Annotated in this window: 15 protein-coding genes; 13 read left to right on the top strand and 2 right to left on the bottom strand. The window is 69.8% G+C overall.

What is annotated here, in order from left to right:
• Positions 1–32: 32 nt before the first annotated feature.
• Positions 33–1,043 carry a sialic acid TRAP transporter substrate-binding protein SiaP gene (locus ACEN9J_RS16175; RefSeq protein WP_057590940.1) on the bottom strand — a complete coding sequence of 337 codons (1,011 nt, stop codon included), beginning with the start codon at positions 1,041–1,043 and terminating at the stop codon, positions 33–35.
• Positions 1,044–1,098: 55 nt separating this feature from the next.
• Entirely contained in the window at positions 1,099–1,806 is a 708-nt protein-coding gene (locus ACEN9J_RS16170; RefSeq protein WP_093353965.1) for a FadR/GntR family transcriptional regulator, read from the bottom strand.
• A 122-nt stretch (positions 1,807–1,928) separates the two neighbouring features.
• On the opposite strand from ACEN9J_RS16170, the gene ACEN9J_RS16165 reads away from it, so the two are divergent.
• The 13 genes from ACEN9J_RS16165 (at position 1,929) to ACEN9J_RS16105 (ending at position 14,000) form a co-directional block, all read left to right on the top strand.
• On the top strand, positions 1,929–2,663 hold the full coding sequence (locus ACEN9J_RS16165; protein WP_208509329.1) for an SDR family oxidoreductase: 735 nt from the start codon (positions 1,929–1,931) through the stop codon (positions 2,661–2,663).
• Positions 2,660–3,412 (top strand): SDR family NAD(P)-dependent oxidoreductase, encoded by a 753-nt coding sequence (locus tag ACEN9J_RS16160; RefSeq protein WP_413761518.1) that lies wholly within the window; start codon positions 2,660–2,662, stop codon positions 3,410–3,412. The genes ACEN9J_RS16165 and ACEN9J_RS16160 overlap by 4 nt, the downstream gene beginning before the upstream one ends.
• 46 nt (positions 3,413–3,458) lie before the next feature.
• Positions 3,459–4,307 carry a fumarylacetoacetate hydrolase family protein gene (locus ACEN9J_RS16155; RefSeq protein WP_261215008.1) on the top strand — a complete coding sequence of 283 codons (849 nt, stop codon included), beginning with the start codon at positions 3,459–3,461 and terminating at the stop codon, positions 4,305–4,307.
• Positions 4,308–4,440: 133 nt separating this feature from the next.
• Positions 4,441–5,223, top strand: coding sequence for a GntR family transcriptional regulator (locus tag ACEN9J_RS16150; protein WP_296729243.1), 783 nt, complete (start codon positions 4,441–4,443; stop codon positions 5,221–5,223).
• A 23-nt stretch (positions 5,224–5,246) separates the two neighbouring features.
• On the top strand, positions 5,247–6,449 hold the full coding sequence (locus ACEN9J_RS16145; RefSeq protein ID WP_413761517.1) for an ABC transporter substrate-binding protein: 1,203 nt from the start codon (positions 5,247–5,249) through the stop codon (positions 6,447–6,449).
• Between the two features lie 142 nt (positions 6,450–6,591).
• Positions 6,592–7,464 carry a branched-chain amino acid ABC transporter permease gene (locus ACEN9J_RS16140; RefSeq protein ID WP_413761516.1) on the top strand — a complete coding sequence of 291 codons (873 nt, stop codon included), beginning with the start codon at positions 6,592–6,594 and terminating at the stop codon, positions 7,462–7,464.
• Entirely contained in the window at positions 7,461–8,438 is a 978-nt protein-coding gene (locus ACEN9J_RS16135; protein WP_413761515.1) for a branched-chain amino acid ABC transporter permease, read from the top strand. The genes ACEN9J_RS16140 and ACEN9J_RS16135 overlap by 4 nt, the downstream gene beginning before the upstream one ends.
• Positions 8,431–9,195: an ABC transporter ATP-binding protein gene (locus ACEN9J_RS16130; protein WP_057590948.1), complete on the top strand. Its 765-nt coding sequence runs from the start codon at positions 8,431–8,433 to the stop codon at positions 9,193–9,195. The genes ACEN9J_RS16135 and ACEN9J_RS16130 overlap by 8 nt, the downstream gene beginning before the upstream one ends.
• On the top strand, positions 9,192–9,902 hold the full coding sequence (locus ACEN9J_RS16125; RefSeq protein WP_413761514.1) for an ABC transporter ATP-binding protein: 711 nt from the start codon (positions 9,192–9,194) through the stop codon (positions 9,900–9,902). Before ACEN9J_RS16130 ends, ACEN9J_RS16125 begins: the two co-directional genes overlap by 4 nt.
• 37 nt (positions 9,903–9,939) lie before the next feature.
• Complete coding sequence (locus ACEN9J_RS16120) at positions 9,940–10,896, top strand: tripartite tricarboxylate transporter substrate binding protein (protein WP_413761513.1); 957 nt, start codon at positions 9,940–9,942, stop codon at positions 10,894–10,896.
• Positions 10,893–12,167 (top strand): 3-isopropylmalate dehydratase large subunit, encoded by a 1,275-nt coding sequence (locus ACEN9J_RS16115; RefSeq protein WP_208509322.1) that lies wholly within the window; start codon positions 10,893–10,895, stop codon positions 12,165–12,167. Before ACEN9J_RS16120 ends, ACEN9J_RS16115 begins: the two co-directional genes overlap by 4 nt.
• The gene (locus tag ACEN9J_RS16110; protein WP_057590952.1) at positions 12,164–12,685 is read left to right on the top strand and encodes a 3-isopropylmalate dehydratase; all 522 of its coding nucleotides are present in this window, start codon (positions 12,164–12,166) and stop codon (positions 12,683–12,685) included. The genes ACEN9J_RS16115 and ACEN9J_RS16110 overlap by 4 nt, the downstream gene beginning before the upstream one ends.
• On the top strand, positions 12,675–14,000 hold the full coding sequence (locus ACEN9J_RS16105) for an MmgE/PrpD family protein (protein ID WP_413761512.1): 1,326 nt from the start codon (positions 12,675–12,677) through the stop codon (positions 13,998–14,000). Before ACEN9J_RS16110 ends, ACEN9J_RS16105 begins: the two co-directional genes overlap by 11 nt.
• Position 14,001: the final 1 nt, after the last annotated feature.

Below are 14,001 nucleotides of genomic sequence, written 5' to 3'. Positions count from 1 at the left end.
CCGGCCGCGCGAAGCGGAAGGGAAGGGCGGGCCTACTTGATCGCCAGGATGCGGTCGTAGTCCTGCTGGCGGTAACCGTTGTCGGTGGGCTTGGTCGCCTTGAGCACGGCCTCGCGGAACACGTTCTTGTCGACCGTGATCACGTTGTTGCCCTTCTTCTTGAACTCGTCGACCAGCCGCGCCTCCGAGGCGATGATCTCGCGGCCCGTGCGCTCGGCCGCTTCCTCCATCACCTCGCTGAAGATCTTCTTCTCGTCGGCCGACAGCCGGCCCCAGAGCTGGCCCGAGCAGATGGTGAGCAGCGAGTCGACGATGTGACCGGTCAGCGAGATGTTCTTCTGCACCTCGTAGAACTTCTTGGCCTCGATGGTCGGCAACGGGTTCTCCTGCGCGTCGACCGTGCCGTTCTGCAGCGCGAGGTAGACCTCGGCGAAGGCGATCGGCGTCGGATTCGCGCCCAGCGACTTGGGGAAGGCGAGGTAGGCCGGCGCGTCGGGCACGCGGATCTTCAGGCCCTTCATGTCTTCCGGCTTGGCCACCGGCCGCGCGGCGCTCGAGGTGACGTGGCGCGCGCCGTAGTAGCTCAGCGCCGTGATGTGGTTGCCGCTCTTGTCGTCGTAGCCCTTGGCGAGTTCCCTGAACACGTCGCTCTTCGCATACTTGAGCTGGTGCTCGGCGTCGCGGAAGATGAACGGGAAGTAGGAGATGGCGAGCGGCGTGTAGGTCCGCCCCGCGAAGCTCGCGCCCGACAGGATGATGTCGACCGTGCCCAGCGTCAGGCCCTGGTTGATGTCGGCTTCCTTGCCGAGGCTGGAGGCCGGGAACACCTGGATGTCGTACTTGCCGTTGGTGCGCTTCTTGATCTCCTCGGCGGCCCACAGCGAGTACTTGTGAAAGGGCTCCGAGGTCTCGTAGACGTGGGCCCACTTGAGCTTGGTCTGGGCCGAGGCGAGGCCCGGCGCGCCGAGCGCGCCGGCCGCGAGGGCGCAGGCGGCGAGGGCCTTGAGGGTGGTGCGTTTGCTGTTTCCGCTGCTGCTGATCATGTGGCTTGTCTCCGTTATCGTCGTGGCAGGAAGAAGAAGGAACGCTGGCGAGAAGTCAGGAAGGCTTCGCGCGTCGCCAGCTCGCGCTGAATCGCTGGTGGGACTTGTCCATGTGCTCGTGCATCGCGGCGCGCGCGGCCTCGGCGTCGCGCGCGGCCACCGCGTCGCGGATCGCCTCGTGCTCGGCGATGGCCGAGCGCCACGAGGACACCGTCTCGAAGTAGCCGCCCAGGCGCGTGAAGATCGGGCCCTTGCGCGAGTCCCAGAAGTTCTGCACCGTCTCGATCAGCACCGCGTTGCCGCTGGCGCCGACGATCGCGAGGTGGAAGGCGCGGTCGCCCTCGAGCGGCATCACCGTGCGATCGGCCAGTTCGCGCATGACCTCGATGGCGCGCGTCATCGCGTCGACGTCCTTGCGCTTGCCCATCTGCGCCGCGATGGCCGCGGTCTCGCCCTCGATCACGCGGCGCGCGCGGATCAGCTCGAGCGGTCCCCACTCGGTGGGCGCCACCGGCGCGCTGGCGCGGTGCGAGCGGTCGAGCACGTACACGCCCGAGCCGGTGCGCACCTCGACCCAGCCCTCGACCTCGAGCGCGATCAGCGCCTCGCGCACCGAGGGACGGCTCACGCCGAGCTGCTTGGCCAGGTCGCGCTCGGCCGGCAGGCGCGCGCCCACGGCGAACTCGCCCTGGCCGATCAGCGCACGCAGCTGGTCGGCGATCTGGCGATAGAGGCGTTGGGGTTCGACGGTCTGCAGCGGCACGGGTAAGAGAAGAAGGCGAGCGGGTTTAAGGGTTGTCCTGAATTGGACAAGTGGTAAGGCCAATTCAGAATACGATGCGCGGCCCGTGCCACCCATCGGGCCAAACCCGAATCGGAGACACCATGAGATTGAAGGGAAAGACCGCGCTCGTCACCGCGGCCGGCCAGGGCATCGGCCATGCGAGCGTGCTCGCGCTCGCGGCCGAGGGCGCGCAGGTCTGGGCCACCGACGTCAATGCGCAATTGCTCGAGCGCTACGCCGGCGTGCCGAACGTCACCGCCGCCAAGCTCGACGTGCTCGACAAGGCCGCCATCGGCGCGCTGGTATCGACCCTGCCGCCGCTCGACGTGCTGTTCAACTGCGCGGGCGTGGTGCACAACGGCACCATCGAGCAGGCCAGCGACGACGACCTCGCCTTCGCCTTCGCGCTCAACGTGCGCGCCCAGATGTGGACCATCCAGGCGGTGCTGCCCGGCATGCTCGCGGCGGGCCGCGGCAGCATCATCAACATGGCGAGCGTGTGCTCGAGCATGAAGGGCCTGCCCAACCGCTTCGTCTACGGCACGACCAAGGCCGCGGTGCTGGGCCTCACCAAGAGCGTGGCGGCCGACTACGTCACGCGCGGCATCCGCTGCAATGCGGTGTGCCCCGGCACGGTCGACACGCCTTCGCTGGGCGAGCGCATCAACGCCAACGCCGACCCCGAGGCCGCGCGCAAGGCCTTCGTCGCGCGCCAGCCCATGGGCCGGCTCGCGCGCGCCGAGGAGATCGCGCCCGTGGTCGTGTTCCTCGCCAGCGACGAATCCATCTTCGCCACCGGCCAGGCCTTCACGGTCGACGGCGGCATCACCATATGAACCAGCTCGACTTCGCCGGCCGCCACGCGGTGGTCACAGGCGGTGCCACCGGGCTGGGCTTCGGCATCGCGCAGCGGCTGGTCGCCTCGGGCGGCACGGTCACGCTGTGGGACCGCGACGAGGCCGCGGCCGCGCGCGCCGCCGAGTCGCTGGGCCCGGGCAAGGCGCGCGCCCTCAAGGTCGACGTCTCGCAGCAGCCCTCGGTGGCCAAGGCGGTGGCGGCCACGCTCGCGCATGCGCCGCGCATCGATGCGCTCGTCAACAGCGCCGGCATCACCGGCCCCAACGCCAAGCTCTGGGACTACCCGGTGGACGACTGGCGCCAGGTGATGGAGGTCAACGTCAATGGCGTGTTCCTGTGCTGCCGCGAGGTGGTGGCGCAGATGCGTACTCAGGGCGGGCAGGGCCGCATCGTCAACATCGCCTCGGTGGCCGGCAAGGACGGCAATCCCAACGCCAGCGCCTACAGCGCCAGCAAAGCCGCGGTGATCGGCCTCACCAAGTCGCTCGGCAAGGAACTCGCCGACACCGGCATCCGCGTCAACTGCGTGACGCCGGCCGCGGTCAAGACCGCGATCTTCGACCAGATGACGCCCGACCACATCGCCTTCATGCTGTCGAAGATCCCGCAGGGCCGCTTCGGCACCGTCGAGGAGGTCGCGGCGCTGGTAGGCTGGCTGTGCACCGACGACTGCTCGTTCTCGACCGGCGCGGTGTTCGACCTCTCGGGCGGCCGCTCGACCTACTGATCGCCCCTTCCCACAGAACCATCCAACCACCCAAGGAAAAGCAAGCATGAAACTCGTCCGCTACGGCAACCCCGGCAAGGAGAAGCCGGGCCTCGTCGACGCCAACGGCCAGCTGCGCGACCTGAGCGCCGTCGTCAAGGACATCGGTCCCGAGCAACTCGGCGATGCCGCCATCGCCAAGCTGCGCAAGATCAAGACCGACAAGCTGCCGCTGGTCAAGGGCAAGCCGCGCTACGGCAGCCCCGTGGCCCGCGTCGGCAAGTTCATCGCCATCGGCCTCAACTACGCCGACCATGCGGCCGAGTCGGGCCTGCCGGTGCCCAAGGAACCCGTGGTCTTCATGAAGGCCACGAGCTGCATCCAGGGCCCGAACGATCCCGTGATGCTGCCCAAGGGCTCGGTCAAGAGCGACTGGGAAGTCGAGCTCGGCGTCGTCATCGGCACGCGCGCGCGCTACGTTTCGCAGAAGAGCGCGCTCGACCACGTGGCCGGCTACTGCGTCATCAACGACGTCAGCGAACGCGAGTTCCAGATCGAGCGCGGCGGCACCTGGGACAAGGGCAAGGGCTGCGACACCTTCGGCCCCATCGGCCCCTGGCTGGTGACGCGCGACGAGGTCGAGAACCCGCAGAAGCTCGCGATGTGGCTCGACCTCAACGGCCAGCGCGTGCAGACCGGCAGCACCAAGACCATGATCTTCAGCGTGGCGAAGATCGTGAGCTACGTGAGCCAGTTCATGACGCTGGAACCCGGCGACGTGATCACCACCGGCACCCCGCCCGGCGTGGGCATGGGCATGAAGCCGCCGCTGTTCCTCAAGAAGGGCGACGTGATGGCGCTCGGCATCGAGGGCCTGGGCGAGCAGCGCCAGGAAGTGGTGCCCTTCAAGCTCTGAGTCCGGCGGCAGCCGAGCTTCTCGTTTCCTGCCATCGACGGCCCCCTCGGGGGCCGTTTTTCGTTTCCGTGCGCCTTTAAATGTCCCATTGACAGAACATTGAAACTGCAAAAACATCGCCTGCATGTCGCAGATGCCCTTGCCCAAGTACCACCAGATCTACCTGGTGCTGCGGGAGCAGTTGCATGAGGGCCGCTTCGCCGCCGACGGGCTGCCGGGCGAGCTCGCGCTCATGCAGCAGTTCGGCGTGGCGCGCGTCACCGTGCGGCGCGCGCTCGAGCAGCTCGCCGCCGAAGGGCTGATCTCGCGCACGCCGGGCCGCCGCACGCGGCCCATCGGCCCGGTCGCGGGCGAGGCGCCGAGTGCGCCGGCCAGCGAGCGCGCCAACCTGCGCGGCCTGCTCGAGAACCTCGTCACCATGGGCCTGCACACCTCGGTCAAGGTGCTCGAGGTCGCGACCATCACGGCCTCCTCGCAGGTGGCCGAGGCGCTGCAGCTGCAGCTCGGCGACCCGGTGCAGAAGGCGGTGCGCGTGCGGTCCACGCGCGAAGGCCCGCTCTCGCACATCACGACCTACGTGCCCGACACGATCGCGCGCCGCTTCGGCCGCCGCGAGCTCTCGAAGAAGCCGATCCTGGTGCTGCTCGAGGAGTCGGGCGTGAAGGTGGGCCGGGCCCACCAGACCATCTCCGCGCGCCTGGCCGACAACGTGCTCGCGCAGCACCTCGACGTCTCGGTCGGCTCGGCCCTGCTCGCGGTGCGCCGCCTGATCTACGACGAAGACGAGCGCCCGGTGCAGTGGCTGCACGGCTTCTACCGTCCCGACCGCTACACCTACGAGATGCAACTGTCCCGCGTCGGCAGCATCGACGCCAAGGTCTGGGTCAGCCGGGACGTGTCGGCCAAGTTCAACTGAAGACAAAGAAAAGGAAACGCCCCATGCAGACCCGCCGCCGCTTCGTTTCGCAGTCCGCCACCCTGGCCTCCGCGCTCGCCTTCCCGCTGATCGGCGGGGCCCAACCCAAGCCGCTGAAGGTGGGCGTGCTGCACCCGGTGACGGGCGCGCTCGCCTACTCGGGCCAGCAGTGCCGGCTCGGCGCGCAGCTCGCGATCGAGGACATCAATGCCGCGGGCGGCATCAAGTCGCTCGGCGGCGCGAAGCTCGAGGCCCTGCTGGGCGACGCGCAGTCGCAGCCGCAGGCTGGCGCGGCCGAGGTCGAGAAGATGAACGAGGCCGGCGTCAGCGCTATCGTCGGCGCCTACGCCTCGGCGATCTGCCTGGCCACCACGCAGGCCGCGGCCAAGTACAACCTGCCGCACGTGGTCGACGTGGGCGTGGCCGACCAGATCGTCGAACGCGGCCTGAAGAACACCTTCCGCTTCGGCCCCGGCTACCGCAAGTCGACCGAGGTCGCGATGGCCAACCTGCTGGTGCTCAACAAGGCCGCGGGCAACCCGGCCAAGACCGTGATGGTGATCCACGAGGAGTCGCTGTTCGGCGCCGGCACCGCGCAGCTGCTGGCGCGCGAGCTGCCGGGCTACGGCTTCGAGGTGAAGGAGGTGGTGAAGCACGCCAACCCCACGCGCGACTTCAACAACATCGTGCTGCGCATGAAGTCGATCAACCCCGACATCGTGATCCCGGCCAACTACTACAACGAGTACGCGCTGCTGGTGCGCACCATGCAGCAGCAGAAGGTGGTGCCCAAGGCGATCTTCTCGGTGCTCGGCGGCGCGGCCTCGAGCTACAAGTTCGTGAAGGAGTTTCCCGACGCGGCCAACGGCATCATCGACTGCAACCACTGGTTCAATCCCAGGGACAAGCGCGCGCAGGAGCTGCGCAAGCGCGTCGAGGCCAAGGGCCAGTTCTTCAGCTACGAGGTCTTCATGACCTATGCCGCGATGTGGCTGCTGGCCGACGCACTGGAGCGCGCCAAATCGGGCGAGCGCGCCGCGATCGTCGATGCGCTCGAGAAGAGCACCTTCTCGAATCACTTCATGCCCTATGGCCCCACGAAGTTCGTCAACGGCCAGAACGAGGGCGCGCAGCCGCTGATGACGCAGGTGGTGAAGAACGACATCAAGGTCATCATCCCGCGCGACTACCGCGAGGTGGAGCCGCTGTTCCCGCTGAAGGCATGAGCGTGCGACGAACCATGTCACGGTATTCAGGCAGCCGTCGATCAGGCGCGGAGCCCGGCATGCGGTGCGGGGCCGGCGCAGTGGGGTCGCTCGACCCGCACCGCATGCCGGGCGGTCTCCACAACGAGCGTACGTTCCCAAAATGCTAGACCCCAGCATCCTCTTCCCCTCGGTGCTCAACGGCCTCACGACAGGCGCCGTCTACGCACTGATCGCGCTGGGCCTCACGCTGATCTACGGCGTGCTGCACATCATCAACTTCGCGCACGGCGCCTGCCTGATGGTGGCGCTGTACGCGGTGTACTTCCTCAAGGAGCGGCTGGGCATCGATCCCTACCTCGCGCTGCCCGTGGCGGTGCTGGGCATGTTCGCGCTCGGCTATGCGCTGCAGCGCGTGGTGATCAACCGCGCGGGCCACGGCAAGGACGAGAACATCCTGCTCGCCACGCTCGGCATCGCGATCGTGATGGAGAACCTCGCGCTGCTGTTCTTCAAGTCCGACACGCGCAACATCGACACCGCCTATTCGCTGAGCACCGTGGCCATCGGTCCCGCGATGATCGCCGTGCCCAAGCTGGTGGCCTTCGCGGGCGCGCTCGTGGTCTCGGGCATCCTGTTCTGGATCATGGGCCGCACCGACCTCGGCCGCGCCATCCGCGCCGTCGCCAAGGAGAAAGAGGGCGCCAAGCTCATGGGCATCGACGTCGACCATGTCTACGCCATGAGCTTCGGCATCGGCCTGGCCTGCCTCGGCGCGGCCGCCTGCTTCCTGCTGCCGGCCTACTACGTCAACCCGCAGGTCGGCGGCGGCTTCGTGCTCGTGGCCTTCACCATCGTCGTGCTCGGCGGCATGGGCAGCTTCGTCGGCGCGCTGATCGGCGGCTTCCTGGTCGGCGTGGTGGAGTCGCTCGGCGGCCTCTACCTCGGCGAATCGCTGGGCCAGATCGGCATCTTCGCGATCTTCATCGGCGTGGTGCTGTTCCGGCCGCAGGGCATGTTCGGAGCCAAGGCATGAGCGCCGCGAAGCAACTCGCTGGCATCGCGATGTTCGCGGCATTGGTGGCATGCGTGCCGCTGGTCACGACCTCGGGCGTCACGCTCAACTTCGTGATGATGGCGCTCTACGCCACGCTGATCGCGCAGGCCTGGAACATCCTCGGCGGCTTCGGCGGCCAGTTCTCGTTCGGCCATGCGCTGTTCTTCGGCACCGGTGCCTACATCCAGGCCATCGCGCAGCTGCAGGGCGGCATCAATGCCTGGGTCGCGCTGCCGCTGGCCATCGCCGGTGCCGCGCTGGTGGGGCTCTTCATCGGCGCGCTGAGCTTCCGCTACGGCCTCAAGGGCTCGTACTTCGCGCTGGTCACGCTGGCCTTCGCCGAGGTGTTCCGCATCCTCGCGCTGTCGGTCGACTTCACGGGCGGTGGCGTCGGCCTGATGGTGCCGCTGCGCGAGTCGGTCGCCAACCTGCAGTTCGCCACGCGCGCCGGCTACCTGTGGGTGGTGCTCGCGATGGTCGTGGTGGCGCTGCTCGTCACCTGCTGGCTGCGCAACGGCCGCTTCGGCGCCTACCTGCAGGCGGTGCGCGACAACGAGGACGCGGCGCGCGCCGTCGGCGTCGACCCCTTCCGCGTCAAGCTCGCGGCCATCGGCCTGTCGGCCGCCTTCATGGGCGCAGCCGGTGCCTTCTACGTGCAGGTGTTCCAGTACATCGATGCCGGCATCGCCTACGGTCCGGCCGTGTCGGTCGAGGCGCTGGTGGCGGCCATCGTCGGCGGCATGGGCACGGTGTGGGGCCCGGTGCTCGGCGCGGTGGTGCTGCACCTGTTGTCGGACTTCACGCGCAACCTGTTCGGCGAGCTGCCGGGCATCAACATGGTGATCTACGGCACTGTGCTCGTGCTGATCGTGATCTTCGTGCCGCGCGGCATCGCGGGCATCGGCCAGTCGGTGCGGCAGCTCTGGAACGCGAAGGGAGGCCGCGATGAGTGAATCTTCCCTGCTGGTGCTCGAGGGCGTCTCGCGCTCCTTCGGCGGGCTCAAGGCGGTGCAGAACGTCAGCCTCGCCGTGCGCGAGGGCAGCCTCAGCGCGCTGATCGGGCCGAACGGCGCGGGGAAGACCACGCTGTTCGCGCTGATGTCGGGCTTCCTCAAGCCCGACGCCGGCAGCGTGCGCTTCGCGGGTCAGGACATCACCGGCCGCGAGCCGCACCGCAATGCCGCGCTCGGCATGACCCGCACCTTCCAGATCGTGAAGCCCTTCGCCGCGCAGACCGTGCGCGAGAACATCGCGGTCGGCGCCCACCTGCACCTGCGCGGCCGCACCGAGGCCCTGCGCGAGGCCGAGGCCGTGGCACAGCGCGTGGGCCTCGCGCCGCAGCTCGACAAGCCCGCCTCCGACCTCACCGTGGCCGGCCGCAAGCGCCTCGAACTCGCGCGCGCGCTCGCCACCCGGCCGCGCCTGCTGCTGCTCGACGAGGTGCTGGCCGGCCTCAACCCGCAGGAGATCGCCGAGATGATGCCGGTGGTGCGCGGCATCGCCGCGAGCGGCGTGACCGTGCTGATGATCGAACACGTGATGCAGGCCGTGATGAACCTCGCCGAGCATGTCTGGGTGCTGGCGCAGGGCCAGCTGATCGCCGAGGGCAGCCCGGCGCAGGTGACCTCCGACGACCGGGTGGTCGAGGCCTACCTGGGCCACGGCACCGCGGCGCGGCTGCGCAAGGCCGCAACGGGAGCCGCAGCATGAGCGCACTGCTGGACATCGAAGGGCTGCGCGGCGGCTATGGCCGCGTCGAGGTGCTGCGCGGCGTCGACCTGAAGGTGAACGCCGGTGAGATGGTCGCGCTGCTCGGCAGCAACGGCGCGGGCAAGTCCACGCTCAACAAGATGGTCTGCGGCCTCACCCCGGCCTGGGGCGGCACGGTGCGCTTCGACGGCAAGGACCTGAGCGGCGCGCACTACCGCGACGTCGTCAAGGCCGGTCTGATCCAGGTGCCCGAGGGCCGCAAGGTGTTTCCCAACCTCAGCGTGCGCGAGAACCTCGAGCTCGGCTCGTTCACGCGGGCGCGCGAGCGCCGGGCACGGAACCTCGAGAAGTCGTTCGCGCTGTTCCCGCGCCTGCGCGAGCGCATGGACCAGCATGCCGGCACCATGAGCGGCGGCGAGCAGCAGATGCTGGCCATCGCGCGCGGGCTGATGGCCGAGCCGGTGTTGCTGATCCTCGACGAGCCTTCGCTGGGCCTCTCGCCGCTGCTGGTCGAGGAGATGTTCACGCTGATCCGCGAGCTGCGCGATGGCGGCCTGGCCGTGCTGCTGGTCGAGCAAAACGTCGGCCAGTCGCTCGAGATCGCCGACCGCGCCTACGTGCTCGAGAACGGCAGCGTGCGCTTCTCGGGCCTGCCCGGCGAACTGCTCGTGAGCGACGAATTGCGGCGCGCCTACCTGGGACTCTGAGGCGCTTCCCTCCACGATCTCTTCCGGAGAACAACACATGAAAAGACGCGACATCCTCCTCTCGTCGCTGGCCGCGGCATGGGCCGGCCACAGCCTGGCGCAGATCGGCGGCGCGCCGGTGCGCATCCTGGTCGGCGCGCCCGCGGGCGGCTCCACCGACACGCTGGCGCGCTCGCTGGCCGTGAGCATGGGCCCGGCGCTGGGCCGCAACGTCATCGTCGAGAACAAGCCCGGCGCGGGCGGCAACATCGCGGCCGATGCCGTGGCCAAGGCCGCGCCCGACGGCAACACGCTGCTGATGAGCTTCACCAGCCACGCGATCAACGCCACGCTCTATCCGAGCCTGCCCTTCGATCCGGTGAAGGACTTCACCGCGCTGACCTGCGTCGCGACCTCGCCTTCGATCCTGGTCGCCCATCCCTCGGTGCCCGCGAAGGACGTGCGCGAGCTGATCGCGCTCGCCAAGGCGAAGCCGGGCCAGCTCAACTTCGCGATCGGCGCCGTGGGCTCCTCGCTGCACATGGCGGGCGAGGCCTTCAAGATGCAGTCGGGCGTGGACATCGTGAACATCCCCTACAAGGGCACCTCGCCAGCGGTACAGGACGTGCTCGCGGGCCAGGTGCAGCTGATGTTCGCGGCCGTGGGCAACGTCAAGGCCCACGTCCAGGCCGGCAAGCTCAAGGCGCTGGGCGTGACCACGGCGAAGCGGCTGCCGGCCTTCCCCGAGGTGCCGGCCATCGCCGAGGCGCTGCCCGGCTACGAATCGAGCGCCTGGTTCGGCCTGTTCGGCCCCGCGCGCATGCCCGCCGAGCGCATCAAACAGATCGGCGATGCCGCGCGCCATGCGCTGCAGCAGGCCGACATGCGCCAGCGCCTCGAGATCGAGGGCGCGATCCCCGTCGGCAATTCGAGCGAGCAGTTCTCGGCCTTCGTGCAGAGCGAGATCGTGCGCTGGGCCAAGGTGGTCAAGTTCTCGGGAGCCAAGCCCGAATGACCTCGACGGCTTCAGCACAGACCCTGGCGCAGAAGCTCATCGCGCGCGCCAGCGGCCGCGAGCGGGTGGCGGTGGGCGAGATCGTGACCTGCGGCGTCGACCTCGCGATGTTCCACGACTCCTCGGGACCGCGCCGCCTGCAGCCGATGCTCGAGGAACTGGGCGCGCAGATCTGGGACCGCTCGCGCGTGGTGCTCGTGATGGACCACTACGTGCCCGAGCGCGACGACGACTCGCGCCGCATCGTGCGCATCGCGCGCGACTGGGCGCGCGACCAGCAGCTGCCGCACGTCTACGACAGCCAGGGCATCTGCCACGTGGTGGTGCCGCAGCACGGCCACATCCGCCCCGGCATGCTGTGCGTGGGCGGCGACTCGCACTCGCCCACGGGCGGTGCCTTCGGCGCCTACATGTTCGGCGTCGGCAGCACCGAGATGCTCGGCGTGGTGGTCACGGGCGAGATCTGGCTGCGCGTGCCCGAGACCCTGCGCATGTGGTGGGACGGCGCGCTGCCCGCGGGCGTGACCGCCAAGGACATGATGCTGCACATGATCGGCCGCTTCGGCATGAACGGCGGCCGCTACCAGGCCGTGGAGTTCGCGGGCCCGGCGGTGGTCGCGCTGTCGATGCAGGAGCGCATGACGCTCTCGAACATGAGCGCCGAGCTCGGCGCGCAGGCCGGGCTGATCGCGCCCGATGCCACCACGGCCGCGTTCCTGGCCGGTGCCGGTGCGCCGCCGGTCGACATGGCGCCGTGGTTCACCGACGCCGATGCCGCGCTCACCGACCACCGCTTCGATGCCGCCACGCTCGAACCCCATGTGGCGGCGCCGCACAGCCCGGCCAATGCGCATGGCGTGAGCCGCTTCGTCGGCACGCCGGTCGACGTGGCCTACATCGGCGCTTGTACCGGCGCCAAGCTCGACGACCTGCGCGCCGCCGCGCAGGTGCTGCGCGGCCACAAGGTCGCGAACGGCATCCGCCTGATCGTGGCGCCCGCGAGCCTGCGCGACCAGGAGCAGGCGCGCGAGGAGGGCGTGCTGCAGGTGCTGATGGAGGCCGGCGCCGAGCTGTTCCCCACCGCCTGCGGCGCCTGCTCTGGCTATGGCGATCCGATGGGCGACGACATCACCGTCATCTCGACCACCGCGCGCAACTTCAAGGGCCGCATGGGCTCGCCGACCGCGCAGGTCTACCTGGGCTCGCCTTACACGGTGGCGGCCGCCGCGCTGCGCGGCTGCGTGACCGATCCGCGCGAGGTGCTGGCATGAGTGACCGGGACCTGCACCGTCTGCACCGGGTATGGCGCCTGGGCGCCGACATCGACACCGACGCGCTCGCGCCCGGCCATGCGATGAAGCATGGCATCGACCGCATCGCGCGGCACTGCCTCGAAGCCATCCGCCCCGAGTTCGCGCGCGAGGTCCGAGCGGGAGACGTGATCGTGGCCGGCCCCAACTTCGGCATCGGCTCCTCGCGCGAGCAGGCCGCGGCCGTGCTGGTGCAGCTGGGCGTGGCCGCGGTGATCGCGCCCTCGTACAGCGGGCTCTATTTCCGCAATGCCTTCAACGTCGGCCTGCTGCTGTTGACCTGCGCCGAGGCCGAGTCGCTGCACGACGGCGAGCGCATCGCGCTCGACATCCGCACGCCCGCGCTGCGCGGCGCCGACGGGCGCACGCTGGCCTGCGAGCCCGTGCCGGGATTCCTGACCGAGATGGTCGAGGCCGGCGGCCTGCTGCCGCTGCTGCGCCGCCGCATGGCGGCGAAGAAGGAGGCCGATGCCGCCTGACATCGATCCGCAACGCGCGGTGCTGCAGGCCGTGGTGGCGCTGCACGCGGCGCGGCCGGCCGATGCCGAGGCCGCCTCGCAGGCGCGCCGGCTGCTCGTCGACACCGTGGGCTGCGCGCTCGCGGGCCGGCAGGCGGACGAGGTGTGCCGGCTCGAGGTCGCGCTCGCCGCCTGCGAACCGGGCGGCTTTGCGTTCCCCACCGGGCAGTCGTTGTCGGTGCAGGCGGCCGCGCAGGTGCTCGCGATGGCCGCGACCTGGGACGAGGCCTGCGAAGGCCACGCGCTCGCGCACGGCCGGCCCGGCGTGCCGCTGGTGGCGGCGCTGCTGCCGCTCGCGCTGCGGCGCGATGCCAGCATCGGCGACTTCGTCGATGCCTTCGTGCTCGGCTACGAGGTCGGCGCGCGCTGCGGCGCCTGGCTGCGCATCCGCCCCGGCATGCACGTCGATGCCAACTGGCCCGCGCTCGGTGTGGCGGCGGGTGCGGCGCGGCTGCTGGGCCTGGCGCCCGAGGCCATCGTGCAGGCCATCGACATCGCGGCCTGCCAGCTCGCCACCAGCCTCTACCTGCCGGTGGCGCAGGGGCGCACGGCCCGCAACACCTACCTGGGCCACAGCGCCTCGCTGGGGCTGCAGGCGGCCTTCGCGAGCGCGGCCGGCATCGACGCGCCCGAGGGCGCGCTGGCCCACTACGCGGCGAACCATGCGGCGGCCACCGCGCAGCCCTTGCCCGATGCATCGACGCTGCTGCTGCGCGACGCCTACCTCAAGCCCTTCGCGGCCGTGCGCCACGTGCACTACGGCGCGACCGCCGCGCGCGCCATCCGCGAACGGCTGGGCGGCGACACCGCGGGCATCCGCCGCATCGTGCTCACGGTCTACGAGGAGGCGATCGTCTATTGCGGCAACCGCGCGCCGCGCACGCCGATCCAGGCGCAGTTCAGCCTGAGCTTCGGCCTCGCGGCGATGCTGCGCTTCGGCGATGTCGATCCCTCGGTCTATGCCGTGCCGCGCTTCGACGACGCCGAGCTGCGCCGGCTCGAGGCGCTGGTCGAGCTCGAGGTCGATGCCGACCTCACGGCGCGCCGCGAGCGTGGCGCCACGCTCGCGCTGACGCGCGACGGCGTCATGCACGAAGAGACCGTGACCACCATCGCGGGCGACGCCGGCCATCCGCTCGACCGCGCGACCCTGGTCTCCAAGTTCAAGCACTACGCAGCACAGTCCGTCGCGCCCGCGCGCTCCCAGGCCTTCTGCGACGGCGTGCTCGACGCGCCCGCCGACACCGCGCTCGGCGCGCTGTGGCAACGGCTCTGAC

Source organism: Variovorax sp. Varisp41, assembly GCF_047325085.1.
In the GTDB taxonomy this organism is placed as follows: domain Bacteria; phylum Pseudomonadota; class Gammaproteobacteria; order Burkholderiales; family Burkholderiaceae_C; genus Variovorax.
Note: the sequence above shows the minus strand (reverse complement) of the source record. Positions and strands in the feature narration are given on the sequence as shown.

Bases quoted from the DNA above. Each gene is read 5' to 3' on its own strand.
- ACEN9J_RS16175 (WP_057590940.1), bottom strand. From the start codon at position 1,043: ATGATCAGCAGCAGCGGAAACAGCAAACGCACCACCCTCAAGGCCCTC.
- ACEN9J_RS16165 (WP_208509329.1), top strand. From the start codon at position 1,929: ATGAGATTGAAGGGAAAGACCGCGCTCGTCACCGCGGCCGGCCAGGGC.
- ACEN9J_RS16160 (WP_413761518.1), top strand. From the start codon at position 2,660: ATGAACCAGCTCGACTTCGCCGGCCGCCACGCGGTGGTCACAGGCGGT.
- ACEN9J_RS16155 (WP_261215008.1), top strand. From the start codon at position 3,459: ATGAAACTCGTCCGCTACGGCAACCCCGGCAAGGAGAAGCCGGGCCTC.
- ACEN9J_RS16150 (WP_296729243.1), top strand. From the start codon at position 4,441: ATGCCCTTGCCCAAGTACCACCAGATCTACCTGGTGCTGCGGGAGCAG.
- ACEN9J_RS16145 (WP_413761517.1), top strand. From the start codon at position 5,247: ATGCAGACCCGCCGCCGCTTCGTTTCGCAGTCCGCCACCCTGGCCTCC.
- ACEN9J_RS16140 (WP_413761516.1), top strand. From the start codon at position 6,592: ATGCTAGACCCCAGCATCCTCTTCCCCTCGGTGCTCAACGGCCTCACG.
- ACEN9J_RS16135 (WP_413761515.1), top strand. From the start codon at position 7,461: ATGAGCGCCGCGAAGCAACTCGCTGGCATCGCGATGTTCGCGGCATTG.
- ACEN9J_RS16130 (WP_057590948.1), top strand. From the start codon at position 8,431: ATGAGTGAATCTTCCCTGCTGGTGCTCGAGGGCGTCTCGCGCTCCTTC.
- ACEN9J_RS16125 (WP_413761514.1), top strand. From the start codon at position 9,192: ATGAGCGCACTGCTGGACATCGAAGGGCTGCGCGGCGGCTATGGCCGC.
- ACEN9J_RS16120 (WP_413761513.1), top strand. From the start codon at position 9,940: ATGAAAAGACGCGACATCCTCCTCTCGTCGCTGGCCGCGGCATGGGCC.
- ACEN9J_RS16115 (WP_208509322.1), top strand. From the start codon at position 10,893: ATGACCTCGACGGCTTCAGCACAGACCCTGGCGCAGAAGCTCATCGCG.
- ACEN9J_RS16110 (WP_057590952.1), top strand. From the start codon at position 12,164: ATGAGTGACCGGGACCTGCACCGTCTGCACCGGGTATGGCGCCTGGGC.
- ACEN9J_RS16105 (WP_413761512.1), top strand. From the start codon at position 12,675: ATGCCGCCTGACATCGATCCGCAACGCGCGGTGCTGCAGGCCGTGGTG.